This is a genomic window from Lujinxingia sediminis (genome assembly GCF_004005565.1).
Classification (GTDB): Bacteria; Myxococcota_A; Bradymonadia; order Bradymonadales; family Bradymonadaceae; genus Lujinxingia; species Lujinxingia sediminis.
Window position 1 is genome coordinate 42,585 of sequence record NZ_SADD01000007.1, and the last position, 25,514, is coordinate 68,098.

The 25,514-nt window shown below is 61.6% G+C and carries 21 protein-coding genes; 10 read left to right on the plus strand and 11 right to left on the minus strand.

All coding sequences use genetic code 11. From position 1 onward, the window contains the following. Positions 1 to 7 precede the first annotated feature (7 nt). Positions 8 to 1,516, minus strand: a complete 1,509-nt coding sequence (locus EA187_RS12850) for an alpha,alpha-trehalose-phosphate synthase (UDP-forming) (RefSeq protein ID WP_164856248.1) — start codon at positions 1,514 to 1,516, stop codon at positions 8 to 10. Between the two features lie 202 nt (positions 1,517 to 1,718). Between EA187_RS12850 and EA187_RS12855 the strand changes: the two genes are divergently transcribed. From EA187_RS12855 to EA187_RS12870, 4 genes are all read left to right on the plus strand, one after another. Then, on the plus strand, positions 1,719 to 2,321 hold the full coding sequence (locus EA187_RS12855; protein WP_127780509.1) for a hypothetical protein: 603 nt from the start codon (positions 1,719 to 1,721) through the stop codon (positions 2,319 to 2,321). A 472-nt stretch (positions 2,322 to 2,793) separates the two neighbouring features. Beyond that, complete coding sequence (locus EA187_RS12860; protein WP_127780510.1) at positions 2,794 to 3,597, plus strand: hypothetical protein; 804 nt, start codon at positions 2,794 to 2,796, stop codon at positions 3,595 to 3,597. 384 nt (positions 3,598 to 3,981) lie between these two features. Beyond that, positions 3,982 to 4,923: a M23 family metallopeptidase gene (locus EA187_RS12865; protein WP_164856249.1), complete on the plus strand. Its 942-nt coding sequence runs from the start codon at positions 3,982 to 3,984 to the stop codon at positions 4,921 to 4,923. A 345-nt stretch (positions 4,924 to 5,268) separates the two neighbouring features. Beyond that, positions 5,269 to 6,102 carry a DUF6261 family protein gene (locus EA187_RS12870; RefSeq protein ID WP_127780512.1) on the plus strand — a complete coding sequence of 278 codons (834 nt, stop codon included), beginning with the start codon at positions 5,269 to 5,271 and terminating at the stop codon, positions 6,100 to 6,102. A 545-nt stretch (positions 6,103 to 6,647) separates the two neighbouring features. Here EA187_RS12870 and EA187_RS12875 read toward each other — a convergent pair. The 3 genes from EA187_RS12875 to EA187_RS12885 form a co-directional block, all read right to left on the minus strand. After that, the gene (locus EA187_RS12875; RefSeq protein ID WP_127780513.1) at positions 6,648 to 8,909 is read right to left on the minus strand and encodes a P-loop NTPase fold protein; all 2,262 of its coding nucleotides are present in this window, start codon (positions 8,907 to 8,909) and stop codon (positions 6,648 to 6,650) included. A gap of 253 nt (positions 8,910 to 9,162) precedes the next feature. Then, the gene (locus EA187_RS21080) at positions 9,163 to 9,417 is read right to left on the minus strand and encodes a YHYH domain-containing protein (protein WP_127780514.1); all 255 of its coding nucleotides are present in this window, start codon (positions 9,415 to 9,417) and stop codon (positions 9,163 to 9,165) included. Between the two features lie 100 nt (positions 9,418 to 9,517). After that, positions 9,518 to 11,245 (minus strand): restriction endonuclease, encoded by a 1,728-nt coding sequence (locus EA187_RS12885; RefSeq protein WP_127780515.1) that lies wholly within the window; start codon positions 11,243 to 11,245, stop codon positions 9,518 to 9,520. A gap of 565 nt (positions 11,246 to 11,810) precedes the next feature. On the opposite strand from EA187_RS12885, the gene parS reads away from it, so the two are divergent. The 4 genes from parS (at position 11,811) to EA187_RS12905 (ending at position 16,389) form a co-directional block, all read left to right on the plus strand. Next, entirely contained in the window at positions 11,811 to 12,227 is a 417-nt protein-coding gene (gene parS / locus EA187_RS12890) for a type II RES/Xre toxin-antitoxin system antitoxin (RefSeq protein ID WP_127780516.1), read from the plus strand. Then, positions 12,227 to 12,703, plus strand: coding sequence for an RES family NAD+ phosphorylase (locus EA187_RS12895; RefSeq protein ID WP_127780517.1), 477 nt, complete (start codon positions 12,227 to 12,229; stop codon positions 12,701 to 12,703). Before parS ends, EA187_RS12895 begins: the two co-directional genes overlap by 1 nt. 105 nt (positions 12,704 to 12,808) lie before the next feature. Next, on the plus strand, positions 12,809 to 14,563 hold the full coding sequence (locus EA187_RS12900; RefSeq protein WP_127780518.1) for a hypothetical protein: 1,755 nt from the start codon (positions 12,809 to 12,811) through the stop codon (positions 14,561 to 14,563). Between the two features lie 71 nt (positions 14,564 to 14,634). Beyond that, positions 14,635 to 16,389 (plus strand): hypothetical protein, encoded by a 1,755-nt coding sequence (locus tag EA187_RS12905; RefSeq protein WP_127780519.1) that lies wholly within the window; start codon positions 14,635 to 14,637, stop codon positions 16,387 to 16,389. Between the two features lie 93 nt (positions 16,390 to 16,482). On the opposite strand, the gene EA187_RS12910 is transcribed toward EA187_RS12905, so the two are convergent. Beyond that, positions 16,483 to 17,259 carry a CARDB domain-containing protein gene (locus EA187_RS12910; protein ID WP_127780520.1) on the minus strand — a complete coding sequence of 259 codons (777 nt, stop codon included), beginning with the start codon at positions 17,257 to 17,259 and terminating at the stop codon, positions 16,483 to 16,485. A 242-nt stretch (positions 17,260 to 17,501) separates the two neighbouring features. Here EA187_RS12910 and EA187_RS12915 point away from each other — a divergent pair, with 242 nt between their 5' ends. Further along, on the plus strand, positions 17,502 to 19,064 hold the full coding sequence (locus EA187_RS12915) for an L-lactate permease (RefSeq protein ID WP_127780521.1): 1,563 nt from the start codon (positions 17,502 to 17,504) through the stop codon (positions 19,062 to 19,064). A gap of 486 nt (positions 19,065 to 19,550) precedes the next feature. Further along, on the plus strand, positions 19,551 to 20,468 hold the full coding sequence (locus tag EA187_RS12920; protein WP_115605331.1) for an AraC family transcriptional regulator: 918 nt from the start codon (positions 19,551 to 19,553) through the stop codon (positions 20,466 to 20,468). Positions 20,469 to 20,526: 58 nt separating this feature from the next. Here EA187_RS12920 and EA187_RS12925 read toward each other — a convergent pair whose 3' ends face one another. The 6 genes from EA187_RS12925 to EA187_RS12950 all read right to left on the minus strand — a co-directional run bounded on the left by EA187_RS12925 (position 20,527) and on the right by EA187_RS12950 (position 25,486). Continuing rightward, positions 20,527 to 20,991, minus strand: a complete 465-nt coding sequence (locus tag EA187_RS12925) for a GyrI-like domain-containing protein (RefSeq protein ID WP_127780522.1) — start codon at positions 20,989 to 20,991, stop codon at positions 20,527 to 20,529. A 468-nt stretch (positions 20,992 to 21,459) separates the two neighbouring features. Beyond that, positions 21,460 to 22,248 (minus strand): 2-keto-4-pentenoate hydratase, encoded by a 789-nt coding sequence (locus tag EA187_RS12930; RefSeq protein ID WP_127780523.1) that lies wholly within the window; start codon positions 22,246 to 22,248, stop codon positions 21,460 to 21,462. Between the two features lie 36 nt (positions 22,249 to 22,284). Further along, complete coding sequence (gene dmpG / locus EA187_RS12935) at positions 22,285 to 23,310, minus strand: 4-hydroxy-2-oxovalerate aldolase (RefSeq protein ID WP_115605339.1); 1,026 nt, start codon at positions 23,308 to 23,310, stop codon at positions 22,285 to 22,287. A 31-nt stretch (positions 23,311 to 23,341) separates the two neighbouring features. Continuing rightward, positions 23,342 to 24,253: an acetaldehyde dehydrogenase (acetylating) gene (locus EA187_RS12940; protein WP_115605341.1), complete on the minus strand. Its 912-nt coding sequence runs from the start codon at positions 24,251 to 24,253 to the stop codon at positions 23,342 to 23,344. Positions 24,254 to 24,257: 4 nt separating this feature from the next. Continuing rightward, positions 24,258 to 25,073 (minus strand): 2-keto-4-pentenoate hydratase, encoded by an 816-nt coding sequence (locus EA187_RS12945; protein ID WP_115605343.1) that lies wholly within the window; start codon positions 25,071 to 25,073, stop codon positions 24,258 to 24,260. An 83-nt stretch (positions 25,074 to 25,156) separates the two neighbouring features. Beyond that, positions 25,157 to 25,486: a hypothetical protein gene (locus tag EA187_RS12950; RefSeq protein WP_115605345.1), complete on the minus strand. Its 330-nt coding sequence runs from the start codon at positions 25,484 to 25,486 to the stop codon at positions 25,157 to 25,159. Positions 25,487 to 25,514: the final 28 nt, after the last annotated feature.

Here is a 25,514-nt window from a genome sequence, read left to right on the forward strand (position 1 = left end):
CCATCCTCTAAAGCTGCGGCGAGATCGGCCCGACCTGCTGACCCACCACCGAGATCTGGGCCGGCGTCGCAAAACCTTCCCCGGGCTGCGGGCCTTCGGTGGCGCGCTCCAGAAATCGCTCGGCCCAGCGGTACACATCGCTCGTTGCGATGATCCGGCGCATCGCGCGCATCCGCGTTCGCCGGCGCGCCTCATCCATCTGCACCGCCCGCGCCATCGCATCGGCGCTCGCCACCCGATCGTAGGGGTTGACCAGCACCGCCCCCTCGCCAAGCTGCGCGGCCGCGCCGGCGAATTCGCTGAGCACCAGCGCCCCGTTCTCATCAACCTGGCAGGCGCAATACTCCTTGGCCACAAGGTTCATCCCGTCGCGCAGGGGCGTGACCAGTGCCACCACCGCCAGCCGGTAGAGCGCGGCAAGCTCCACCGGATTTACCCGGTTATAGAGGTAGCGAATCGGCTGCCAACCCGAGGTGCTAAAGCGCCCGTTGATACGTCCCACCACCCGGTCGAACTCGCGCTTGAGCGACCGATACTCACTCACATTCTCCCGGCTGGGCACCACCAGCTGAAAGAACACCACCTGCTCACGAAGATGAGGATGCCGCTCCAGCATCAACTCAAAGGCGCGCAAGCGATGGATCAACCCCTTGGTATAATCAAGTCGGTCGATGCCCAGAAACATCCGGTAGGCGCCGATCTCGTCTTGCAACGCCCTCACGCGCTCCTCCACCTCTGCGCTTGCCGCACGCTCCGAGAAGGCCTCAAAATCCATGCCGATCGGAAACGCTCCCGCCTCCACCCGCCGCCCGTCTTCGGCCACCAGCAGCGCCTGACCGCCCTCATGGCGGAGCACTCCTCCTACCCCGAAGGTCTCGGCACACCGCACAAAGTTGCGCACATCGCGCGCGGTCTGAAACCCCACCAGATCGTACGCAAGAAGCGCCCTCAGCAGCTCACGCCTCCAGGGCAACTTCGCGTAGTTCTCCATGCCCGGAAACGAAATATGCAAAAAATGCGCAAGCCGCCCCTTATGCCCCAGCTCCCTTAAGCGCTGCCCCACCTCAAAGAGCTGATAGTCATGCACCCACACCAGCCCCTCCCCCCCCACACAGCGCATCGTCGCCTCGGCAAAGCGCTGATTCACGCTGCGATACTGCTCAAAATCGGACGCCTCAAAAGAACAACGATCCGCAAACCCATGAAAGAGCGGCCAGATCACCGAGTTGGAGAACCCCTCATAATACCCCTTATACTGCGCCCTGTTCATCGTCACCGGCTCCAGCGCGTACCCCGCCCGCTCGCCGGCGCGCTGCAGCCCTTCGGCCCACCCTCGCCCGTCTTCCTCAACCACCCCGGGCCATCCCACCCAGCAGCCCCCCTGCCGCTCTAAAATAGGCTGCATCGCCGCCACCAATCCTCCGGCCCCGGGCTCCACCTTCCAGCTCCCGCCCCTCGGACGCATCACCACCGGCAGGCGATTGGACACCACCGTCAACGGCCCTAACGCTGTCATGCTCGCTCCTGGTCTCTTCCCGTTTCCTGCCATGACTTCAGCCCCCCTAAACCCTAGGCACCGCCACCTCGCGACAAGAAATCCCCCCGGCCTCGCCCTCCCTTTAACTTTCCCTTGTCAAACCATCGTGTTAGCGTCTCTCCTCTGGTCGTTCGGGACCAGTTCACGACGTAACACTGCATGAGACGCAAGGAGAACGATGATGTTGAAACGACTGCTGCTGAGCGCCCTGCTTGTCTCGGGTCTCTCTCTGACCACCATGGCCTGCTCCGGCGATAGTGATGATGACAACACCCCCGTGGTCGACGCGGGCAACGACACCGGTAACGTCGAAGAAGACACCGGCGACGTCGAAGAAGACGCCGGCGACGTCGAAGAAGACGCCAGCGACGTCGAAGAAGACGCCAGCGACGTCGAAGAAGACGCCGGCGACGTCAACGAAGGTCCCCAGACCGGCGAGCTCGAGAATCCCGAGATCACCGCCGCGAGCTGTGAAGAAATCGAAGCCACCACCTGCTTCTCCAACGGCGACTGCACCGAAAGCGAAGTCTGCTTCGATGTGAGCCGGGGCGATGGCGTGGCCTGCTGCGTGCCCGGCACCCCCGGCACCTTCGAGCCCGGGGACGACTGCTCTTCTGAAAACGGCCAGCTCGAATGCGCCTCCGGTCTCTGCCTGCAGTTCGATACCGCCGAAGGCGAAATCAGCGTCTGCTCGGCCGACTGCACCGAAGACGCCGAGTGCCCCGAAGTGCTGCCCCACTGCAACGCCTTCTTCGGCGTTTGCTCCCCGCCTCCGGCGGAGTAAGCCTCAAAGAACCTGAAGCCCCTTCCGGGGCTTCAGGTCCCGGTTTTTTGGCCAGGCTCAAAACGCCCGCTGCGCTCGCGCAGCGGGCGTTTTTTATGCGCCGTGCCCACCCCGCCCTGCACCGCTGGCGCTGGCCCCCGGCCGCCTTTCATTGTAGCGTCCCCTCCATACTCAAGCGCCTCGCCACGCCACGCTTTACGCCCGGCACTCGTGACATCTTACGTCCCCAGATCCCCCGGGCCAGCCCCCGCGCTGGCCCGGAAACCACGTCTCTCCCCCCCTTTATGACGACACCACAAACCCATATTCACACCGACAACCACCAGGCCGACAGCGATACAACCTTCGCTTCACGAAATCATGCAACAGCCACACCTATCCAATCACTCCACCAACACTCCCCCACTTACCTTTTAAAGAAAACACAAAACCGATCAAAGCACTACACCCCAAAAAAAAGGACCGCAACAACATGACAAAACATCACCACACCACCATCAAAAACACGCTCCTTTTCGCCCTCTCAACCCTTTTCCTCACAGCAGGTCTCGTGGCCTGCGGAGAGGGGGCAGACGAACCCGATCAAACCAGCAATCAGGAGGACCGTGACCCTTCCGACAACATCGATCCGGATGTCACCGGAACCTCCCGCTGTGAGCTTCTTGAACCCGATGACACCACGATTGAAGGCCCCTTTGTAGCAGAACACGGACGCGTGGACATCAAAACGGATGCGGACCTTCGCCGCTTCCAGCGCATCACTGAAGTCATTGATGGGACACTCTGGATCATTCCCCAAAACATCTCCCTTGACTGTATCGAACTTCCAAACCTCAGACGCGTGGATCGCGAGGTACAGATCGCCAGCAGTTCGCCCACAGTCAAAACGATTAACCTGCCTGTGCTTCAAAAAACGGGCATGATAACGCTCGATGAATCCGGCCACTCCGAATCTGTCATCTCCGAAGTCTATATTGAAAATCTGACTCACCTTGAAAGGCAAGGGTTCATGGGAGGCATCAAGGTCGCCGGCGCAGAAAACCTTACAACCTTCTCCGCACCTCGACTCAGCCATGCTGGCGATGTGTCTTTTACACACTCCCCCCTGCTCTCGAACATCGACGTCTCTTCCCTTAAAGAAGGGGTCACCAGCATGAGATTCGCCAGCCTCCCCTCCCTCTGTTACAGCTACGTTGCCTCCCTGGCCGAACAACTCGGCCTGAGCATCGCAGACTCTCAACAAGTCTGGGTGAGTGACGTCAAGAGCGACTGCTAAACCGCGTCGAAGCCCCCCTTCAACGCGGCACCAAACACCAAAAAAGCCGACCCCTGGGGGGTCGGCTTTTTTAGTCTGACATCGCTGCTGTATCGGCCGTTAAACCCGCAGGCATCGCTCCCCTCCTCCATCGCTCGCGGCGTCATATCCCCACACTATTCGCCCCGGCTCAACTGTGTTAGGACGCCGAAAGCACACCACAATCTCGGAATGCGGCGCTTTCGATGCCATCGACGCTGCTTCCATAAAGGCCCACGGCCTACCTGTAGCCCCTGTTTCTGACTCTCGGCCCCTCGGCCCAACCGAATACCCGGGAAGCACATCTTTGACGTTGGCGGTTTGACGCCGGCAGCCGGAACCAACCCCCACATGATGGAGGCCGAAGTGGCAACAATCATCATCGGCATCACCCTCTTTGCTCACCTCATCCTGGCCCCCATCCTTATCGCCTGGGTGGCCTTCAGCCGTACAAACGCTCGCCTCTACTGGCTTCTCGTAACGCTCTTTACGGCCTCGTTTCTCGCCACGATGCACGTCGCCGGTGCCGGCTGGAGCTGGTTCGGCTTGTTCTGGCGCTGGCTCTTCCTGGCGCTCTTTGTACTCGCTATCGGACGCTTTCTGCGAAAGCGCTGGAGCCAGCTTCCCTGGCTTCCCCCCAAAAAAGTCAAACCCTGGCTGGCCACCCTGCTCGTCGGACTACTCGCCGTCTACTTTCTGACCTCGATCCCCTACCTGGTCTCGGCCGGCTCCCACGACGGTCGCACCACCGAGCTGACCTGGCCTCTTCCCGACGGCGACTTCTTTATCATGCACGGCGGCGGCAATGAGGCCGTCAACCACCACTACAACGTCCCGGCCCAGCGCTACGGCCTCGACATCGTGCAGCTCAATGACTACGGCGTTCGCGCCCGGGGCCTCCTGCCCCCAACACTCGACGCCTACGCCATCTACCGCACCCCCGTGCTGGCTCCCTGCGACGGCGAGGTGCTCGCTGCGCGCAATGACCTCCCTGACCAGAAACCGATGGAGATGGACCCCGACAATCTCCTGGGCAACCACCTCACCATCCACTGCCACGACCTCACCATCGTGCTGGCCCACCTGCTGGAGGGCACCCTGCGCGTCGACGTCGGTGACCACGTCCGCGCCGGCCAATCCATCGCCGAGGTCGGAAACACCGGCAACACCTCCGAGCCCCACCTCCACATCCACGCCGTCGAGGGCCGCGTCACCGACCACGATGAACTGGCGTTTAAGGGCAAGGGCCGGTCGATGACCTTCAGCGGCCGCTTTTTGCAGCGAAACGATCGTGTGGACGTCCGCTGACGCCTTTGCGGGGCTCTCCCCCGGCCAGCGCGTCACCCTTCCATCGCATCGCGTTGCCGCCCTCCTCGCCAGCCCCGCACCGACCACCTGCGCATTGACGCTCGCTGCCGACACACCTACCGTGACCCCATTCCAAACGTGAACGTTCATCGGGAGCGCTACCGCGACCGCTCCCGATCGACGAGGTGGGCACCACGCACGGTGTGCTCGGCCGTAGAGCCCTCGCTGAGTGTGAGATGTACGACGCTGTGAGCAGGGGGCTTTCGAGCCATGGGGGGTGCTCGATTGCTTCAGTCGCGACTCAACCGGTTTCTTAAAGAGAGACCTGCAGCGATGGAGATTCCTATGTTCGAAACCAACGGCGACACGCTCAACCTCTACAAGCAGGGCATCGGCAGCATGCTCTTCTGTCTCGACGACCTCGGCCCCAAAGCCGCCGCACGCAGCTTTGATGCCCTCATCGACCGCATCAACACCAGCCGCAACCTCTGCGAACACGCCCGCAAGCTCGACTACGACTGGCAGCAATCCAAACTCAGCGGCCCGGCCAAACGCAACGAAGCGATGAAGACCGACGTCAAGATCGACCGCACCCTGGGCCAGATCTTCACGATCGCGCAGACCTTCGCCACCGGCGAGACCGACTCCCCCCAACGCGCCGCCGGCCAGCGCATCACGCAGTCGGTCTTTCGCAAGGGCGTCTTTCCCATCACCGCCCTCAAATACGAGGACCAGCACGCCTCCGTCCACGAGCTCAGCCACCGCCTCCAAAACGAGCTGGCCGGCGACATCGACACCCTGGGTCTCTCCGGCATGGTCGCCAACCTGGTCGAGTTCAACGACCTCTTCGGCCAGCAACTCTCGGTCCACGACAACGTCCTGACCTTCGACATGGTGCAGGCTGCCCGCCAGGAGGCCGAGGAGAGCTTCGCCCGGGTCGTGCTGCTGGCCCTGGCGCTGACGATGGACGATCTGGCGGCTCGCTCCGAGCTTTTGTCGGCGGTGCGGGATCAGCAGGAGCGTACGGCACGGTACCGCCGTCGCCGCTCCACTATGCCGGTGGTTGATGCCGAAACCGGCGAAATCATCGACGCAGAAGAAGGCGACGATTCGGGCACTCTGGCCGATGTCAACGCCGGCGCTCCGATCGGTGGGCACTCGCCAGCGCTCAGCGAATGAACCCCTTCAGACCTTGAGGGCCAGGGTCATCCGGATGGCCTTGTTAGCCCCTCGGCGTTTGCGTCATTCCTCTAAGGGATGGCGTGAGCGTCGAGGGGCTTTTTTTCGTCTCATGGCGTGGCGAGCCGCGGGTCGACCCACGCCCTAAGGGTAGGTCGATAGCTCGGCGCGCTTTGCGAAAGGCGCGCTAAGGGTAGGTCGATAGCTCGGCGCGCTCTACAAGCGGCGGCGCAAGCCTCCTCCCAACCCAATGCGGCGAGCATCGAGGCGCGACGCGAGCCTTCCCCCAACCCACAGCGGCGAGGGTCGAGGCGCAGCGCAAAGCCTCGAAGGTGGGTCGAGCGTGGGGGTCGAGGCCCGGCGCAAAGGCTCGAAGGTGGGTCGAGCGTGGGGGTCGAGGCCCGGCGCAAGGCTTCGACGGTGGGTTGAGCGTGTGGGTTCGAAGAGACTTGCAGGGTTGGGAGAAGGGTCAGGCGCGGCGGTCGAATGCTGGCGGGGGGGTTCAGTCTACGCATCAGCATTAGAAGACTCAGCCCTTGTCTTGATTAGGGACTCTCGTCACTCACAGCTTCCGCACCTTTCGCTTCGCTCAAAACCTGCTCTGATTCGTCGACCAACTCGACTGAGGTCAGCTGGCTTTGCACCTCTTCAAGCCGTTCAAGAATCACTCTCCCTGCCAACCAGGTTGCCTTGCCATGTCGGCTACGGGCCTTCTCCACGGAGGCCACAAGCGCATCGATCAACGGGCGTTCAGCACATAGCCTCTTCAGCTCATCAGGCAGTCTTGACTCGTAGCGGGCTTTAAGAACGCCGACCACGCTCAATCGGTCTCCGAGCGATAATAACTCAAAGGCACTAACAAACTGACTCTGTTCAAGACTCGCCAACACAGGCACGTCCGCGTACTCCCCCTTTGACCGTGCACGCGTAAGGTTTTCATACAACCATTGACTGTCGTGCAAGTTAGCCACAACTTTCAACTTGGCACATTCAACCAGGAGGTCCTGTTGTTGTTTTTCGAAGCACTCCACAGCAAAGCGATGAATCTCTTGAAACTCGTCGCTTTCCCAGGCATCAAATTGCCTATTTTTATACATAGACCCGATCAAACCACCTGCATAGCGGTCAGCATCGGGACCCAACACCAACCCCCTTCTTCCTTTAAGCTCAGAAACATACGCCTTAGCCTCTCGAACAACACGTTTCACATCATAATCCGGATGCCCGGTCAAAGCCAGATCAACCTTTACACCAAAGATATGCAAAAGAACCCCTAGACGATGCTCTCCATAATGAGCCAGCTCATCATCCACAAACCTCATAGCATCGTCATATTCACTATCATCCAACTCCCAAACATGGATCAACCTCTCCCACGGCTCTCGCCTTCCCCTATATGGCACAACAAAAGACTCAAAACCATCTTTAAGCTCATCGGACGGCACAAAGGAAAACGCAAAGAACTTTCCCCACGTTATGGGGAGCAAACCAACTGGCGTTGTCCAATGGATAAACGCTTTATACTTAGGAACTGCCTGCACAGCGGCTCTGAGCAATTCCTCACCAAATTCCTCTATATCTCGTTGAGAGTAGGGCTCAGACTCTTTTCCAGATTGCATCGCTACCCGAAGCATCGCACTGCGAAATCGAGGAACATCCTTCACGCTCAAACACCCCGACTTCACCTCATGAAGCATGATCGTCAACTCCTCTATCACCACCTTCAAAAAGAGATATTCGGGACTGTCCTCTCCACATACTTCAAAAGCCCCGACCACGTCTTTTGGAAAGAGCATCAGCAAGCGCTGAAACTCTTCAAACGTGCTTCGAAGATGGCGTAAGTTCTCCGTACCTGACGCCTGATGAATTTGAACAATCATTTCCAGAAAAGGAGAAACTACAGGTTCAACACCCGGCTTCATATCTCTCAAAAAAGATTTAACAGCGCTGTCAACATCTGGCTGAAGGTGAAAACCTTTACCAACCAACTTCTCCTTCACGAGCTGATAACGCCTTTGCTTTCCATCTCCACCACCTTCGACTCCGACCAACGTTCGAATCTCATCTTCATTGGCGAGAATAACAACTTTACACCCATGATGCTCGACGAAGCTATTAATATAGCCGAGAACGACATCCAGACTCATCGAACATCGCTCAAGGTCATCAAATATCAAGATATGACCTTTGACTTCGGAGAGCCATCCGCTCACCGCATCGGCCACGCCTTTCGCTTGCAGGCTGGTGGTGACACTTGACTTATCTTCATGACTTAAGGGAGCGCGATAGGCAAACCTCATCGCATCTTTTCCCAAAAGAGCGAAAATCCGCGCGGGTTTCGAGGCCAAAACAGGATGCATCTGCGCAAAAAACTGATCCTGGATATCGGAAACTTTGGCGACACCATAAAGACTCACATAAAGGATCTGAGCATCGTCGAACGTCCCTTCCCAATGCTCCTTTAGACGATTAACAAAAAAAGTCTTTCCCACTCCCCATTTCCCATGAATCAAGACTGCATAACGAGCATCAACATCTGAATCAAAGTAATATTCAAGGTAGTTTTCGATATGCGTATTCAGACCCATTTCCACCGCTCTCTCTTGTTTTATAAAAACCAAAGACTCGCAACTCCCAAACGGCACACACTTTCCCCAAAAAGAACAGCCCACAAACGCCATACCCAACTCCAAAAAAGATGCTACCAAATCATACCCTCCCCCTGCGTCATGGGACTTACCTTCAACCTCAAAAACTGTCAAAACCACACCAAAAACATAAAATGTACGCCCACACAGATTCAACATCTCCTAAAATACGAAGGCACCGACAGAGCCCGGACGCCAATTTTATACGGATGGTGCTCTACGTCCAATGTGGCCGAGTTACCGAAGCCCTCCAATCACATCCATACGCCTTCAATCTCCCCACACCGCCCACTTCTAGTGCACCGCCTGCTTCCAGTTTAAGGACGTGCGGCGAATATAAAAAAACGGTCCCTTCAACGCTAATTAAAGGGACCGCCCTTTCGACCGTTCTCAACGTATGATGATACGCGAATCACTCGTCCGCCGCTCGCTCAGGAAAGGCCACAGGCGACTCGGGTTTTGACACCGGTGGCGTGGACCTTGGTCTAGGCTGATGCCGTTCGCCATGACAATGCCGCACACCTTGTTCCTGACCCCATTTCTCGCAATTTGTCCGACACATATGACACCCGTCAGAAGCGGTCCGTCCAGGGTGAGCCTCCGCCAAATTCGAGCATCCAATGATAATTACGAACGTCCCAAGACACGCGATCCACAGGCTCTTCATTTTCCATCCCTTCACTAAACGACACTACGTTTCTGTGCCTCTTAGCCCTCGCGCCGAACGGTCAACTTTTGGGACACGAGACACTCAGTATTTTTGTCTTTCAAGTCCCTGATCGGCGTTTGGCTCGCGCCTCGGCCACATCAAGGCGCACCTTATGACCATGCTCTTCCAACAAATAAACCAGGTTTGCTCCGTCGATCAGCGAGATCGGCTTTCCATTGGCAAAGCTTCGAGTATCTCGCCCGAAATGCGCAGTCGTCACCAGGAGGCCTTTGGTGGCGCCCTCGGAAATCATCGTGCCGTAGAGGTCTCGGACTGCCGAAACCGGCACCACATTGGTGTAGCGCTTGGCCTGAATGACGAACTTTCCGCCGCGAATTGGGTCCGGATCAAACGCTATCGCGTCGACTCCTCCATCGTTGCTGGCTTGCGTCACCTTTACTTCGGTGTCTGCACCCGAGAACATTTCGCTAAAGAGCTCCCGAACCAGGTGCTCAAACTGCTCCCAGGGCATCTCGGCCAGATTGCTCTTGCTATTATACTCGGCCAAAACCTCTTTGGATTCGACAAAGCGATTGTCCGCCCGGTTCAGCTGCATGATGGGCTTTACAGGCGCGAGCTGAGAAAGGGGGCCAGCCACGACCCCCTTGAGTTGTCTCAAACATTCTGCCGGGTCGACGCGCTCGAGCTGAATCGCCTCAAATGCACTCCGTTCTGTCGAAACCGAGATCACGCAGGACGTCTCATCGTGACCGGTCGCCTTATTGAGCGCAGTCACCCAACCATTAACAACCACCGCCTGAATATGCGGTGTGTATAGCGACTCGAACACCTCATGAATCGTGCGAAGGATCGTCTGCTGAACGACAGTCTCGTAGAGCGCGTCGTGATCCTTCTTCTTCATCTTAATTTCTTTTTGCTCCTTTCTGCTCGCGATGAACTTGTAGCCTTCCACATCCGAAATCTCATCCTGAGACGGCAGTGTGAGGTCGATGACTATAGTCTCCGACGGCTGATCGTAGGTAGCCTCATGAGCGACATAGTACCCCTCAGGGTACTCGCTTCTCTCAAAGACCTCCCGCAAATACTCGATAATGGCTTTGGGATGGCCGGCTTCAAACTGAGTCTTAAACGCCATGATCGATTCATTTCGACGACGTTGCTCGCGCAGAAAATTCGCCGCACTCACTTCATGAGCACGTTGTGCTACCGCGAGTCGCGCCCGATAGTCCTCCCGTGCACGCGCGAGATTTTGCTGCATCCCCTCACATGTCGCCGCATAACTTTGCTCGAGCTCCTCCGTCCGCTGGAGTCTGTTCCTCTTCATTTGAGGCAGAAGCCACTCCCAAAACGACGCCTTTGGAAGCTCTGGAAAAGGCGGCTTTTCAGGCGCTGCAGGGAGCGATTCAGGAAATGCAAAGGGTGGAGGGGGCTGCCGATCCACCAAGGCCTGCCAGTCGATTCGATCATCGATTGTTAGCGTGGCGTGCAAAATGCCTCGAAGACGACGTATCAAGACCTTGGCCTCTTCATCGGCGACTTCACACGCCGCCGCAGCACGTTTTTTGTCGTCTTTTTCGGCTTGAATGACTCGTTTCTTAATTTCCTCGGCGGCCCACTTTTCCAACTGGTCTTCACATTTTTGCCGAACTGCGCCGTACTCTTTACCTTTTATAACGCGTTCTTTTCCCAAAAAATCGTTCCGTATGGACGCCTCATACATGGGTGCATTGCGACGATTCCCTGCCGGCGTCCTCCACTCTTCGTGAATTCTAACCGAGTAATTGCGCCCTTGAACTGCCCGTCGAATCGCGGCTTGATCGACCATCTCCAACCTCGTTTGGTACGTTGGCCCCCAGATCTCTCCAGGGACAACGGGATAATGAAAAAAAACCTTGCGGCCTTAAACAAATGGGTTTCGGTGCATCAGGTCCCACGACCTAGCGGACAATTCGAGATCCCTCGCTAGCCCCCGAATTGCGTCATTTTCTTCGATGAACCAAAACGGCTACACACCATGACGGTATGTCGTTCCAAAATATACCAAGACCGTTACCTCGCATTCTTTACGTGCTGCATCTCGTGATTCACTTGGCAAATCCGAGAGCCTATCAGTTTCGCAGATGGCTTGTAACATTATTTATCATTTCGCTTGGTGCAGTGGCAATCGTTGCCTGAACTATCTCGACGCGTTCTTCGGTTGGACTCGTAGCGGTCAGCTACCGCTCTTTCCCCATCCCCCCTTTTCTTCTCCGCGACCAAGCCACAAACCCAAACCCACCCCCTCTTGAAATACCCCTCCCCTGGCCCCCTGTTACATCTGTGTGTATTCTCACCATCACCTGTTACACCCTACCGCCCGCACTTCACCTCCCATCCTACCCGGAGGCCCGATGTCCACCGCCCCCCTCATCGAAGATATTCTCAACGTCGAGCCCGATGAGACCATGGAGGCCCATATTCTTCAGGGCTTTCATTACCGCACCATCGAGGCTCTCCAGAACTACCTCAACCTCAGCCAGGTCGAGATGGCGAAGGCCCTGGGCGTGAGCCGCCAGACGCTGATCCGCAACCTCAAGGCCAAAAAGCATCATCTCTCCTCCCAGCTCTCCGACCAGCTCTACCGGGTGGCCCGCATCACGCGCCGCGCCATTGAGGTGTTGGGGGAGCGGGACGCCGCGGCGAGCTGGCTCAAATGTGAGAACGCGGCACTGGGCGGTCGTCCTCCTATTCATCTTTTAAAAACCGACGCCGGCGCCGAGAAGGTCGCCGAGCTCCTCGGCCGCATCGAGTTCGGGGTCTACAGCTGATGATGCGCGCCTTTCGCCTCACCGATCAGAAATGGGCCGCCACCGCCTTTGATGGCGAAGGCGCCCGACGCTTTGGCGGCCGCTGGAACCACCGGGGCTCGGCGGTGGCCTACACCTCCGAGAGCCTCGCGCTGGCCACCCTGGAGCAGCTTGTGCACGTCCCGGCCGGCATCCCGCTCGCGGGACGCGTGGCCATCCGGGTCGACATCCCCCTTGAGCTCGCCATCCGCACCATCCTTCCCGACGAGCTGCCCGAAGGCTGGCGACGCGTCGACGGGTTGCGGGCGCTGAAGACGATGGGCTCCGAGTGGATCTTGAGCCAGGAGAGCGCGGTCTTGCGCGTGCCTTCGGTCATCATCCCCTCCGAATTTAACCTTCTTTTCAACCCCTCCCATCCCGATCTTGCCCGCCTTACGTTCCACCCGCCCGAGCCCTACGCCTTTGATCCACGTCTCCTGAGCGCCCCCTCCGGCTGAGCCCGACCGGCTCCACTCTCCAGTTGAAATCCCCTCCCCGGGTGATATGGTCTCGCGCATCCGCAACGACCTTTGCACATCCCACGCCCCACCCCGGGAGAAGTCATGCTCTTTACCCTACGCCCGACCTGCGTCGGACGCACCGCGACTCTCATCTGCCTGACCACCCTGCTCGGCGCCTGCGCCTCCACCACCAACCAGCGCGCCAGCGGCCAGACCGCCGCCCTCGATCTCCCCGACGCCAACAAGGTCCGTGAGCTGGCCTCCGCACCCGCGCCCGACGTCGACATCTCCGAGATCGCCGGCCCCATCGCCGTCGAACGCTGGGAGCTCGTCGCACCGCTTCCCACCACCATCGGCCACGCCCCCCTCACCTCCTCCAAAAGCTGGGAGCAGGGCTTCGCTGCGCTCGTCAACGACACCGACAACACCGTGCGCTCCGAAGCCTCCGCCTGTGTGGCCCGCCAGTACGGCCACTACTACGCCGAGAACGAGCGTTGGCCCGACCAGGAGCTCCGGACCTTCATCGCAGCGCGCTGCGGCTGGGTCGGCGGCGACTTCGCCACCACCGGTTTGCGCATCACCGACAACCGCTCCCTCGACCAGATCGCCGCGCAGTTCAGCGACCACATGACCAGCTTCCTGGAGAGCTCCCGCAAAGCCATCGACGGACCGATGGACGCCGCCCTCAACATTGAGCGCATTGGCGATGCCACCATCGCCACCATGGTCGCCGCGGAGCGCACCGTCACGCTCAAGCCTCGCCCCATCACCTTTGATGAGCGCGGCACCATCGAAGGACGTGTGGAAGGCCCCCGCTACAACCACGTTCAAGCCTACATCGGCGAAGGCTCCCTGAGCGCCCGGGTGTGCGAACGCGACCCGGCCGCGCGCTTCCCCAACTTCCGCTTCCACTGCGGCGGCGACTCCCAGACCGAACCCCAGGGCCGCGCCTACGTCGAGCTTACCCTCGACGTGCGCGACCAGCTCTTCTCGGAGCTTGGCGGCACCACCCTCCTGGTGAGCGACCCGTCCGACCTGCGCTACGTCAGCGCCACCGCCGCCGTCCCCACCACCTCCGAAGGCACCACCTCCACCGAGCGACTCGCCGCACAAATCAACGCCTTCCGCGAACGCTCCAAACTCACCCCCGTGGCCTTCTCTCAACCCCAGTCAAAAACCCTCGGCGAGCTCCTGCCGCATATGCTGGCTGCCCACAACGACGATGATGAGGACCTGTTCTCCCGCTTAACGCTGGCCGCCATCGCCGGCTGGGACATCGGCTCGCCCATCCTCTCCGGCGACTTCACCATGCGCGTGACCGCCCACAACGATCCGGTCCGCACGATGGCCACCCTGCTCACCAGCCCCTCGGCCCGCCACATGCTCTTCAACGCTGATCTGAGCCACATCGCCATGGCCTCCTCTCAGGAAAACGGCGCGACCAGCCTCCTGCTCTCTGGCTACAAGCGTGTCCCCGGGCTCACTGGCGAACAACTCGTCGAGCGCGCGCTCAACACCCTTAACACCGCCCGCGAAGCCGCAGGAAACCGCCCCGTCATCGACTCCGGAAACTACCAGCAGGCCGCAACTCTGCTCTCCGGCGCCGTCGCCCAGGGCAAGGGCACCCCGACCGAAGCCACCGACCGCATCACCCGCGCGATGAGCCGCAACCTCGAAACCGAAGTCCTCTGGTGGACGCTTGCCACCGACAACCTCGAAGACTTCTCCATCCCCGATGCGCTCATCACCGCCCGCGCCCTGCGCGCCACCGTCTTCGCTGCGCCCTACCAGCACCCCGACGACCCCTGGAGCATCTACCGCGTCGTCATCATGTACGCCAAAGGCGACATCCGCTGATCCCTCGGCGGCGCGCTCGTCAGGCCCGACGAGCGCGTCGCTCTCACGCGCTGTAGTACTGGACGTTCACTATGAAGTTCCCCGCCGCTCTCCCCTCGCCACGCCACCGGGCCCTCCTCCTCGCCGCCATCCTCCTCGCGGCCGCCTGCGCTACCCCTGAGCCCAGCAGCCGCATGGGCGAGGCCCCCTCACTGGACCTTCCCTCCCGAGAGAAGATCCAGGAGATCGTCGCCTCGCCCGCCCCCTCCCTCTCCCTCGAAGAGCTCGTCGGCCCTCAGCCCGCAGAGCGCTGGAACCTGGTCGCCCCGCTTCCCGACACCCTCGGCCACGTCCCCCGCCAGAACCTCGAAGTCTGGGAGCAGGCCTTCGCCCAAAAGGTCGACAGCCTCGACAACACCGCCCGCTCCGAGGCCAGCCACTGCGTCGCGCGCCAGACCGCCCATTACGTCGTCGCCAACAACCGCTGGCCCGACGACGAGCTTGAGACCTACATCGGCGCGCGCTGCGGCTGGATCGGCCCCGGTCACAGACTCAGCGTCAAATACCTGGACGGCAACACCCCCCTCGACCAGGTCGAAAGCGCCCTCCATGACGCTCACTTCAACTTCATTGAAGAGCACCGTGACCGGTACACCGGCCTTGTCGACTTCGGCATGCACGTCGAGCGCATCGGCCAACACGTTGCCGTCATGATGAGCGCCGGCCGACGCACCATGACCGTCACACCGCGCCCCATCACCTTCGACGAGCAGGGCACCCTGGAAGGCCGCGTCCTCGACGAACGCTACGACTACGTCCGCGCCTACATCACCGTCGGCAACCTCGGCTCCCGCCGCTGCGAACGCGATCAGGCCGTGCGCTACCCCGACTTCCGCTTCCACTGCGGCGGCGACTCCCCCACCGAACCCCGCGGCCGCGCCTACGTCGAGTTCGCCCTCTCCCTGAGCGACCTGCCCTGGAGAGACCTGGGCACCATGGCTCTCTTTCTCACCGACCTCGATGATCCCCGCTACGTCAGCGCCACCGTCGCTGTCCCCGACGTGCGCGACGCCTCCGACGCCCTCTCCCGACTCACCGCCCAGCTCAACCGCATCCGCACGCTCTCCGGCATGCAACCCGTCGTCCTCTCCGAAGCCCAGTCCCAAACCATCGGCAAAGTCTTCCCCCACCTTATTGAAGCCCAACAAGACCGCGACACCGCCGCAGCCGAGCTCTACCAGGGCGCCGTCACCGCCGGGTGGGACATCGGTGAGCCTATCCTGTACGGAGAACTCTCCATCCGACATCACCCGACCAACAACCCGGCCAAAGCCATGGCCCTCATCCTCACCAGCCCCACCGCCCGAGATATGCTCTTCGATCCTCGCCTCAGCCACCTCGCCCTGGCCGCGATTCAAAGAGATGCCTCCACAAGCCTGCTCATCGCCGGCTACAACCGCGTCCCCGACCTCTCCGAAGATGAGCTCGTCGCCCGCGCCCTCAACACCATCAACACCGCACGCGACGCCGCCGGTAACCGCCCCATCTTCGACTCCGGCAACTACCAGCGCGCCGCCGTCCTCCTCTCCGGTGCCATCGCCCGAGGTCAGGTCACCCCCGCCCGCGCCACCGAGCGCGTCGTCGACGCCATGGTTCGAAACCTCGACTCAAGCGTGGTCTGGTGGACCCTGACCGCCCGCGACCTCGACGACTTCCACGTCCCCGACAGGCTCGTCAACGCGCGCCTCCTTCGCGCCGCCGTCATCGCCGCCCCCTACCGCCACCCCGCCGACCCCTGGTCCATCTACCGTGTCATCATCATCTACGCCGAAGATGACATACGCTAAATCGCCCTCACGCCATCCCCCGGACAAAAACAGCCCCGCTTGACTCAAGCGGGGCTGCTGCTGACACCTTCCTCGATCGTTGCCTTCGTAGCCTTACTGAGGCGCGGTGATCACGATCTCGGTCGTCACCGAATCATGCAGCGACGAAATCTCCAGACTATGCGTTCCCGCCGAAAGCTCCTGCTCGCCCGGCCCCGTGGGCAGCGTCGCCTGAATCTGAACGCCCTGACCCGGAGCAATCGGCGTAGTCGCCTCCTCGCCCTGCGGCCGAATGTCCAGCGCGCCCACGGCCCCACCTTCCATCGTGATCTGCCCGGTGAGCTCGATAATCCCTTCGGCATCTCCCGTATTCATCCCCACAACCACAACCTTCAGCGACTCGCCCTCAACAACAGTCAGCGTGCTCGCTTCAGTATCAATGCTCAGCTCAAAGAACGCGCTGGCTTCGTCAATAATCACCTCACTGACCTCGACACCGGCGGTCACCGTCGTCTCACCCAGCGTGACTTCCGCGCTGTAGCTGCCGGCATCACCCGCAGCGGTGGTCCAGCTAAAGCTCCCGGCCTCGGTGCTTCCGGCCGCCACAGCAATCTCTGCCGTATCCGTAAAATCACCCAGGCTGAACGTCACCGTCGCCGTGCCGTCGGCGTCGCCCGTATTCTCGACGTTAAAGGCCACTTCCACAGCCTGCCCCTCGTCGACGCTGAGCGTGCTACCCGCCGTATTCAGCTCAAGCGTAAAACTCGCGGCGGCGTTGGGAGTCTCGTCTCCCGTGGTGTCGTCGGCGCTTTCGCCGCAGGCCATCACAGAGAAAGCCATCGAAATCATCAGCACTAAGGCCAGAAGGGTGCTCTTCCGTATCATCATCATATCCGACATCTCCTCTTCACGTAGCGCAATTGCGCTCACAAACCACGGGCAGCACTCCGACGCGCAACCTCTTCATCCATGAGCAATGATAGATTGTTGTGGGTTAGCAAGAAGCGCACGAACTCGCAAGACCACCACGCCCCCCCATAGCGACCTCCATCACCGAAGGTTGAGCCTGCCTCAAATCACGCTACCATCCCCCCTCACGTCACACCTCCCCCCTCCTCCCCGGCCCCCTCCCCATGACCTGGTGGCTCGAAGCACTCCTCGCAGCTTCTCCCATCGCCCTCATCCTCGTGGCGATGCTCCTCTTTAAACGCTCCGCGGCCACCGCCGGCGCCTTCGGACTGCTCCTCACACTCGCACTCACATTCCTCCACTTCGGCTTCCCTTCCCTCTCCGGTGTTGACGCTCCTCTCACCATCGGCCTGGCTGGCTCCCTGGCAGAAGCCTCTTTCACCGCCGCCTCCATCCTCTGGATCATCTTTGGAGCGCTGTGCATCCACCGCCTCCAACTCCACTCCGGCGCCATCGACGCCCTCCGCGCACACCTGGGCCGCCTCACCGACGATCCCCGGCTGATGGCCATCCTCATCGCCTGGTTCTTCGCCCTCTTTCTCGAAGGCGCCGCCGGCTTCGGCACACCCGCAGCCCTGACCGCACCCTTTCTCGTCGCCTTCGGCTTCCCCGCCGTCCACGCCGTCGCCATCACCCTGATAGGCTACGCCGTCGGCGTCTCTTTCGGTGCCCTCGGCACCCCCATCATGGTCCAACTCGCCAGCACTGACGTCGCCCCCCTCAACCTGGGTCGGGTCACCTCCGATCTGAGCGTTCCGGTTGGCGCACTCCTCCTCGCGCTGATGCTCTGGCAGGCCCATCGATGCGCCGCCTCAATGCCCTCGCACAGAACCAGTCCACGCTCCATCGCCAGCTGGTACGCACTCGCCGCCTGCGGATGCCTTCTCCCCATGGCGCTTATCGCGCGTCACCTCGGCCCGGAACTCCCCACCCTGGGCGGTGCCGTGGTTGGTGCCTCCCTCTTCATCATCGCCCTCAAACTCCGGAGACATTCCGACTCCGACACGCCACAACCTCTCCCCGAAGGCGACGCCCCTCAGCCCTCCACCATGCCACTCTACAAGGCCGCATCCCCCTACCTTATCGTCATCCTACTGGTCCTGCTCACCCGTCAGGTCGCCCCCCTCAACACGCTACTGCGCTCCCTCGACCTCTCCTGGCAACTCTTCGACCACTTCCAGGCCCACGTCGAACCCCTCTTTCACCCTGGCACCATCCTCCTGCTCGCCTTCCTGACCGCCTCCCGCATTCAGGCAACCTCATGGCGAGCCACCGCCCGCGCTGCCATCACCGCCCTGCACATGATCCTCCCCATCACACTCGCCCTCCTCGCCATGCTGAGCATCTCCCGGCTCATGGTACACGCCCACATGGTCGATGCACTCGCCGAAGCCGCCGCCCACACCGGCGCTACCTGGCCTCTCCTCGCCCCCCTCGTCGGTGCCCTGGGCACCTTCGTCACCGGCTCCGCCACCGCCTCCAATATCCTCTTCACCGACTTCCAACTCGCCGCAGCCAATCACCTCGGCCTCGACCCCCTCCGCCTCATCGGCGCTCAAGGCGCTGGCGCTGCCATCGGCAACACCATCGCCCCCCACAGCATCATCGCCGGCTGCGCTACCGTTGGCATCTCCGGCCACGAAGCCGACGTCCTCAAACGCACCCTCCTCCCCGCCCTCCTCGCCCTGATCCTCGCCGGACTCCTCGTCAAAATACTCGCTGGCTAACTCCCCCCCCTCGCCAAAACTGCACCTACCCTCCCCTCACATAACATTCCAATATGCAATTCTCGCCAGCAAGAACTGCACTTTGGCCTCCCTAACATCACTTCTCGCCAGCTAGATCCGCTACTCGGATGCCCGAGTTACCATTCTCGCCAGCTAGATCCACAACTCGGATGCCCGAGTTACCATTCTCGCCAGCTAGATCCACAACTCGGATGCCCGAGTTACCATTCTCGCCAGCTAGATCCACAACTCGGATGCCCGAGTTACCATTCTCGCCAGCTAGATCCACAACTCCACACGTTGACCTGGCGTTCTCGCTACCGAGATCCGCGACTCCACACGTTGACCTCTCATTCTCCCTTCCGCCACGTCACCTGCATCGATGGTTTGGCGTGCAGCGACGATGTAAGAGACTGCCTCGGCGACCGAGGCGCCTTCCCCTCCTCCCCCCGACATACTCCGCTTCCCTCCCTCCCCGGCTCTCCCATGACCTCCGAATTCACCACCCCGCAGCGCATCCCCGGCCTGCGTCACACCACCACCGAGGATTACCTCACCCGCATGGCCAACTTGCAGGCCTACATCACCGACCACCTCGACGACGACCTCGCTCCCGACACGCTCGCCAGGGTCGCAGCGATGTCCAAACACCACTTCCACCGGGTGTTTCGGGGCATGTTCGGTGAATCGGTTGCCGAGCACCTGCGCCGCCTGCGCCTGGAACGCGCGGCCATCCAGGTGCGGCGCAGCGAGCGCCCCCTGCTTCGCATCGCCGTCGACGCCGGCTACGGCTCCCATGAGGCCTTCACCCGCGCCTTCAAGAGCCACTTCGACCTCACCCCCTCCCAGCTTCGCGAAGCGCTGCCCCCGCACTACGACCGCCGCCTGAGCTCCGAGCTCCGACCGACCCTGCCCGAGGCCCCCCTCGATGTCGAGCTACGCCACCGACCCGCCTCACCAATAATCATGCTACGCCACTGGGGCCCCTACCTTGAGATCGGGCCGGCCTTTGATCGCCTCCTGGCCTGGGCGCTGGAGCGCGGCCTCGACCCCGAGGCCATCGAGCTTTGCGGCGCCTACCACGACGATCCCGAGATCACCGCCGCCGAACAGCTGCGCTCCGACGCCTGCGTGGTGCATCGTGGCCACTTGCAGGGCACCGGGGAGTACGTCGCCTCGGAGCTTCCGGGGGGGACCTTCGCGGTGGTGTTGCATCGTGGGCCCTACGAAACGCTTTATAAAACCTACCTGCGCCTGATCGGCCACTGGCTCCCCTCCAGCGGCTACGAACCCGTCGCCGAACCGCTCATCGAGCGCTACCTAAACCACCCCGCCCACACCCCACCCGAAGACCTTTTGACCGAAGTCTGGGCGCGCCTCCAACCCACCTCCGCCCACCTCTAAGCCCCCACCCTCAGGGCGCCCCCCCTCACTCGCCCCGGGCCCCCGAAGCTACGAGGTCTTATGCCCCCTCCTCCAGGCCGATCTGCAGCTCCACCTGCGGGACCTCCCCCCCGAAGCGGTAGATCTCCAGGTCGACCTCGTAGCTGCGCCGGTCGCGATCCTCCCAGCGCTCCCAGACCTCGGTCCACCCCGCCCACACCGCCTGGGGCGTCACGTCGAGCAAGGTCGCACTGGCCCAGGTCTGCGCCGGAACCTGCACCCGGCGCATCCCCCCGGGCACCTCCCGCTCGGCGTCGCACGCCACCGCCAACACCATCGTGTAGGGCGCCTGCCAGTCGCCAGCGTAGTCGGTGTACACCGCATAGATCGTGCTCACATCACCTAGCTCCGCGAGCAGATTCTCCGCCATCACCCGCTCCCAGAACGCCGGAATATCCTCCCAGGCGGTGGCGTGACTGCTGCGAATCTCCAGGCCAATCAGGGTGCGGGCGCTCTCTTCTTTTCGACAGAATTCAAGGCTCATGATGTCTCCTCGTAGACAGGGGTTGTATGTCGCTCCCAGGCGGCGACGATACCCACCCTATCCCGCCCCCCTCGCCACGCGTTTGATAGCCCGTGCTATCTTCTGCAGCTCGAAGCCCCCCTGCCCCACCTCCCTGCACTCGCCCTTCTAACGCACAACGATCATCGTTCGGCTGACCCGGCAGGCATGCCGGACGGCATGAATTCCATGCCCGGAATGCAACCGAAGGCTCTCGTCGAGGCTCTCATCCTCGGCGGCCCATGGCCCGCACGGTGCGCTTTCCTATCTCGGACTGCCTTGCGCAACCCGCTGCAGGGCATCGGCTTCGAGGGCTGCCCCAACAAGCGCCTCGGGCAGAACGCAATCGCTCCTGACGCCTCACACGAGGGCTGGAGCAGCACCATTTTGAAATGAAAAAGCCCGCAGCGCGTACGCGCTGCGGGCTTTTTCTCAATCTCTACCGCTAACTTACCCCGCCACACCCAGTTCCACTCGCCCCAGCCCCTCCACCTCCAGGGTCACCTGGTCGCCGGGCTTGAGCGCCACCGCTTTGGTCGCCCCTCCCGCAAGCACCACCTGCCCCTTCTTCAGCCCCTCACCACGCGCGTTGAGCATCTTAATCAGCGCGGCAAGCGAGCGCGCCGGATGCTCCAGAATCGCCGCCGAGGAGCCCGTCTCCACCACCTGACCGTTGACGCTCATCACCATCCCCAGGTTCCCCAGCTCCAGGGTCGCCGGATGGGCGAGCTTCGTCCCCAGCACATAACCCGTCGACGAGGCGTTATCGGCCACGACATCGATCAGCGTGAACTTAAAGTCTTTGTAGCGGCTATCGATGATCTCCAGCGCGCCACACACCCCGCTCACCGCCCGCAGCGCCTCCTGAGGCGTCGGCGTCCCGCTGATATCTTCGCCCATCACAAACGCGATCTCCGGCTCGACCCGCGGATGGCAGTAGTCGCCATGCGCAATCATCGCCCCGTCGGAAAGCGTCATGGAGCTCGTCAGATGCCCGTAAATCGGCTCGTGCACCCCCATCTGCTCCATCTTCGCCCGGCTGGTCAGCCCCATCTTCATGCCCACCGGCGTCTCCCCCCGCTCAAAGCGCCGGGCCATCGAGGCGCGCTGGATCGTATACGCCTCCTCCAGCGTCAGCTCCGGGAGCTCCGCGGTGAGCATCGTAAGCGGGGTGGTCGTGCGGGCGGCCTCATCGACCTTTGCGGCCAACGCTTCAATCGTCTCTTCACTAAGCGCCATAACGTCTTCCTGCTCATGGGAAAAAGGACAATGCGACTACGTCGAAGGGCCAGATTTCAATGCCATGGCCACGTCCAGAATCATATCTTCCTGACCGCCGACCATGCCTCGCCGGCCCAGCTCCACCAGAATATCGCGCGGGTCCACGCCAAAGCGCTCGGCGGCTCGCTCGGTATGGAGCAAAAACGAGGAGTACACCCCGGCATACCCCAGCATCAGGGCGTTACCATCGGTCTGCACCGGTCGACGCTGCAAGGGCCGCACGACCTGGTCGGCGCAGTCGATCAGCGGATAGAGCTCAAGCCCCGTCTCGATGCCCATGCGCTCGCACACCGCGATCAAGACCTCCAGCGGGCAGTTGCCGGCGCCGGCGCCCATGCCCGCCACCGAGCCATCGACGCGGTCAGCCCCGGCCTCGATCGCCACGATCGTATTGGCCACGCCCAGCCCCAGGTTGTTGTGGTTATGAAAGCCCACCTGGCAGTCCAGCGCGTCGCGCAGCGCCCCGACCTTCTCGCGGCTCTCCTCCATCAGGAGCGCACCGGCCGAATCCGTCACGTACACACAATGCGCCCCGTAGCTCTCCATGAGCCGGGCCTGACGGACCAGCTCGGCGGTCGGCGTCATATGCGCCATCATCAAGAACCCCACCGTGTCGAGCCCCAGCCTGCGCCCGTGCTCAATATGCTGGCGCGCCACATCCGCCTCAGTGCAATGCGTCGCCACGCGAATGGTGTCCACCCCCATCGCTTTGGCCTCATCGATATCGGCGCGCGTGCCAATCCCCGGCAACAGGAGCGCCGCCAACCTCGCGTGCTTGAGCTCCGCGCGCACCGCCTCGATGTACTCGCGCTCGCTATGGGCCGAAAACCCGTAGTTGAACGAGTTCCCCTGCAACCCGTCGCCGTGACTGACCTCCACAATATCGACCCTGGCCTCGTCGAGCTTGCGGGCGATCGCCACCATCTGCGCCACCGAATACTGGTGGCCCAGCGCGTGCATCCCATCGCGAAGGGTGCAGTCGTTCACAAGGATCTTTTTCGACGAAGTAGAAGTCGTCATAACGAGTCTCCAGACCTGATCGCGAAGGTTTTTAGCTAACGAGAAGCTCGCCCATCTTCAACGCGGCGGCCGTCATGATGTCGAGGTTCCCGGCGTAGGCCGGCAGAAAGTCGCCGGCCCCCTCCACCTCCAGAAGCACCGTGGTATGCACACCGGTCTTCGGCGCCTCCCCCGGAACCCGCAGCGGATGGGCCTCATCGAAGATTTCAAAGATCGGCTCGCGCACCAGGCGATAGCCCGGCACATAGGCAGCAACCTTCACCACAACCTCCTCCACCGCCGTGCGAATGGCCTCGGTATCGGCCAGCTCCGAGAACACATGCACGGTATCGCGCATGATCAGAGGCGGCTCCGCCGGGTTCAAAATGATGATCGCCTTGCCCTTCGCCGCCCCGCCCACCTCTTCAATCGCCCGCGAGGTGGTCACCGTAAACTCATCGATATTGGCGCGGGTCCCCGGACCGGCCGAGCGGCTCGCGATCGCCGCCACAATCTCGGCGTAGGCGACCTTTGCGACCTGACTCACCGCCCACACCACAGGAATCGTCGCCTGCCCCCCGCAGGTCACCATATTCACGTTCGGCGCCTCGCGATGCTCCTCCAGGTTGCAGACCGGCACCACATAGGGCCCGAGCGCCGCCGGCGTCATATCCACCACCCGCTTTCCGGCGGCCTGCAAGAGCTCGGCATGTTTTGCGTGCGCATAGGCGCTGGTCGCATCAAAAACCAGCTCAACCTCCCCAAAGCAGGCGTCTTCCATCAGCCCCTCAATCCCCCGATGCGTCGTCGCCACACCCAGCTCACCGGCGCGCCTTAAGCCCTCCGATGCCTCATCGATGCCCACGAGCATCGCCAGCTCCAGCACCTCGGAGCGCTGCACCTTCATCATCAGGTCCGTGCCGATATTGCCCGACCCCAGAATCGCCACCTTCACCTTGCTCATAGGCTCACTCCCCAAAACGCACCGTCACTCGCCCCAGCCCCGAAATCTCCGCTTCGACAAAATCACCCTCGGCCACATCACACACCGGCCCCAGCGCCCCGCTCAGAACCACCTGACCTGCCTTCAACCCCTGTCCGAACTCCCCGAGCTTGTTAGCCAACCACGCCACCGCGTTGACGGGATGCCCCAGACACGCCGCCCCCGCCCCGGTCGACACCACCCGACCATTCTTGCGCATCGCCATCCCGCACAGGCGCAGGTCCACGTCTTCGATCTTGCGCGGCCGACCGCCCAGCACAAAGAGTCCGCTCGATGCGTTATCGGCAATCGTATCTTCGTAGGTGATCTTCCAGTCGGCGATGCGCGAGTCGATAATCTCGATCGCCGCCATCACATACTCCGTGGCGTGCACCACCTGCGCGGCCGTAACCCCCGGACCACTCAGATCGGACCCGAGCACAAAAGCCACCTCCGCCTCCGCCCGCGGCTGCAAGAGCGTCGAGGTCGACGCCACCATCGAGTCGTTCACCACCATATCGCTCAACAAAAGCCCGAAGTCGGGCTCACTGACCTTCAGCCAGCTCTGAATCGCCTCGCTGGTAAGCCCGACTTTATGCCCCACAAGGCGCGCGGGGCGAGCCCCGTTAAGCCCGTGACGAAGCTCCCGCCAGCGTCCCACCAGTGCCTGAATCGCGTAGGCTTCCTGCACGCTCAGCCCTTCAAAGCTCTGACTCAAGGGCGCACAGGGCGTCGTGCCAGACTGGGCATCCCAGAGCACTTGCGCGGCGCGCTCCACGCGCTCCGGATCAACAGGGGTCATGCGAACTCCAGCGGGTCTATGCGAGGTTTTCATCATGAGAACAGCCACCGCGAGCGCTACGCTCCGACGTCTGCCTCTGCCCTTCAGGCCAGCGCCACCATCACCCAGTACGCCGCCCCCATCAAGAGCGCCGGCAACGCCAACTTCCAACTCGCGCGCGCCATCAGTCCGCCCAGCACCACGGTGCCCAGCCCCAGCGGCATGCTCATATAAGGAATCGGAAGCCCCAGCGCTGCGGTCAGCGGCGACTCAAAAAAGATCTCCAGCCCCAGCGTCGCCAGCGCGATCACCCCGGCGGCAACCCCCATCAACGCCAGCGTGCCGTTGGCATACGAACCAAAGAGCTTCTGCAACTTCGGCCGCTCCCCCTCCGGCAGCGGTCGGGGACGAGGGGGCATCGGAAACTTGAACATCACACGCTCTCACACGCCGGGGGCTAAG

What these genes read in the sequence shown, in the direction of transcription:
- EA187_RS12850 (WP_164856248.1), bottom strand. Translation starts at nt 1,516, where the DNA reads ATGACAGCGTTAGGGCCGTTGACGGTGGTGTCCAATCGCCTGCCGGTG.
- EA187_RS12855 (WP_127780509.1), top strand. Translation starts at nt 1,719, where the DNA reads ATGTTGAAACGACTGCTGCTGAGCGCCCTGCTTGTCTCGGGTCTCTCT.
- EA187_RS12860 (WP_127780510.1), top strand. Translation starts at nt 2,794, where the DNA reads ATGACAAAACATCACCACACCACCATCAAAAACACGCTCCTTTTCGCC.
- EA187_RS12870 (WP_127780512.1), top strand. Translation starts at nt 5,269, where the DNA reads ATGTTCGAAACCAACGGCGACACGCTCAACCTCTACAAGCAGGGCATC.
- EA187_RS12875 (WP_127780513.1), bottom strand. Translation starts at nt 8,909, where the DNA reads ATGTTGAATCTGTGTGGGCGTACATTTTATGTTTTTGGTGTGGTTTTG.
- EA187_RS21080 (WP_127780514.1), bottom strand. Translation starts at nt 9,417, where the DNA reads ATGAAGAGCCTGTGGATCGCGTGTCTTGGGACGTTCGTAATTATCATT.
- EA187_RS12885 (WP_127780515.1), bottom strand. Translation starts at nt 11,245, where the DNA reads ATGGTCGATCAAGCCGCGATTCGACGGGCAGTTCAAGGGCGCAATTAC.
- parS (WP_127780516.1), top strand. Translation starts at nt 11,811, where the DNA reads ATGTCCACCGCCCCCCTCATCGAAGATATTCTCAACGTCGAGCCCGAT.
- EA187_RS12895 (WP_127780517.1), top strand. Translation starts at nt 12,227, where the DNA reads ATGATGCGCGCCTTTCGCCTCACCGATCAGAAATGGGCCGCCACCGCC.
- EA187_RS12900 (WP_127780518.1), top strand. Translation starts at nt 12,809, where the DNA reads ATGCTCTTTACCCTACGCCCGACCTGCGTCGGACGCACCGCGACTCTC.
- EA187_RS12905 (WP_127780519.1), top strand. Translation starts at nt 14,635, where the DNA reads ATGAAGTTCCCCGCCGCTCTCCCCTCGCCACGCCACCGGGCCCTCCTC.
- EA187_RS12910 (WP_127780520.1), bottom strand. Translation starts at nt 17,259, where the DNA reads ATGATGATGATACGGAAGAGCACCCTTCTGGCCTTAGTGCTGATGATT.
- EA187_RS12915 (WP_127780521.1), top strand. Translation starts at nt 17,502, where the DNA reads ATGACCTGGTGGCTCGAAGCACTCCTCGCAGCTTCTCCCATCGCCCTC.
- EA187_RS12920 (WP_115605331.1), top strand. Translation starts at nt 19,551, where the DNA reads ATGACCTCCGAATTCACCACCCCGCAGCGCATCCCCGGCCTGCGTCAC.
- EA187_RS12925 (WP_127780522.1), bottom strand. Translation starts at nt 20,991, where the DNA reads ATGAGCCTTGAATTCTGTCGAAAAGAAGAGAGCGCCCGCACCCTGATT.
- EA187_RS12930 (WP_127780523.1), bottom strand. Translation starts at nt 22,248, where the DNA reads ATGGCGCTTAGTGAAGAGACGATTGAAGCGTTGGCCGCAAAGGTCGAT.
- dmpG (WP_115605339.1), bottom strand. Translation starts at nt 23,310, where the DNA reads ATGACGACTTCTACTTCGTCGAAAAAGATCCTTGTGAACGACTGCACC.
- EA187_RS12940 (WP_115605341.1), bottom strand. Translation starts at nt 24,253, where the DNA reads ATGAGCAAGGTGAAGGTGGCGATTCTGGGGTCGGGCAATATCGGCACG.
- EA187_RS12945 (WP_115605343.1), bottom strand. Translation starts at nt 25,073, where the DNA reads ATGACCCCTGTTGATCCGGAGCGCGTGGAGCGCGCCGCGCAAGTGCTC.
- EA187_RS12950 (WP_115605345.1), bottom strand. Translation starts at nt 25,486, where the DNA reads ATGTTCAAGTTTCCGATGCCCCCTCGTCCCCGACCGCTGCCGGAGGGG.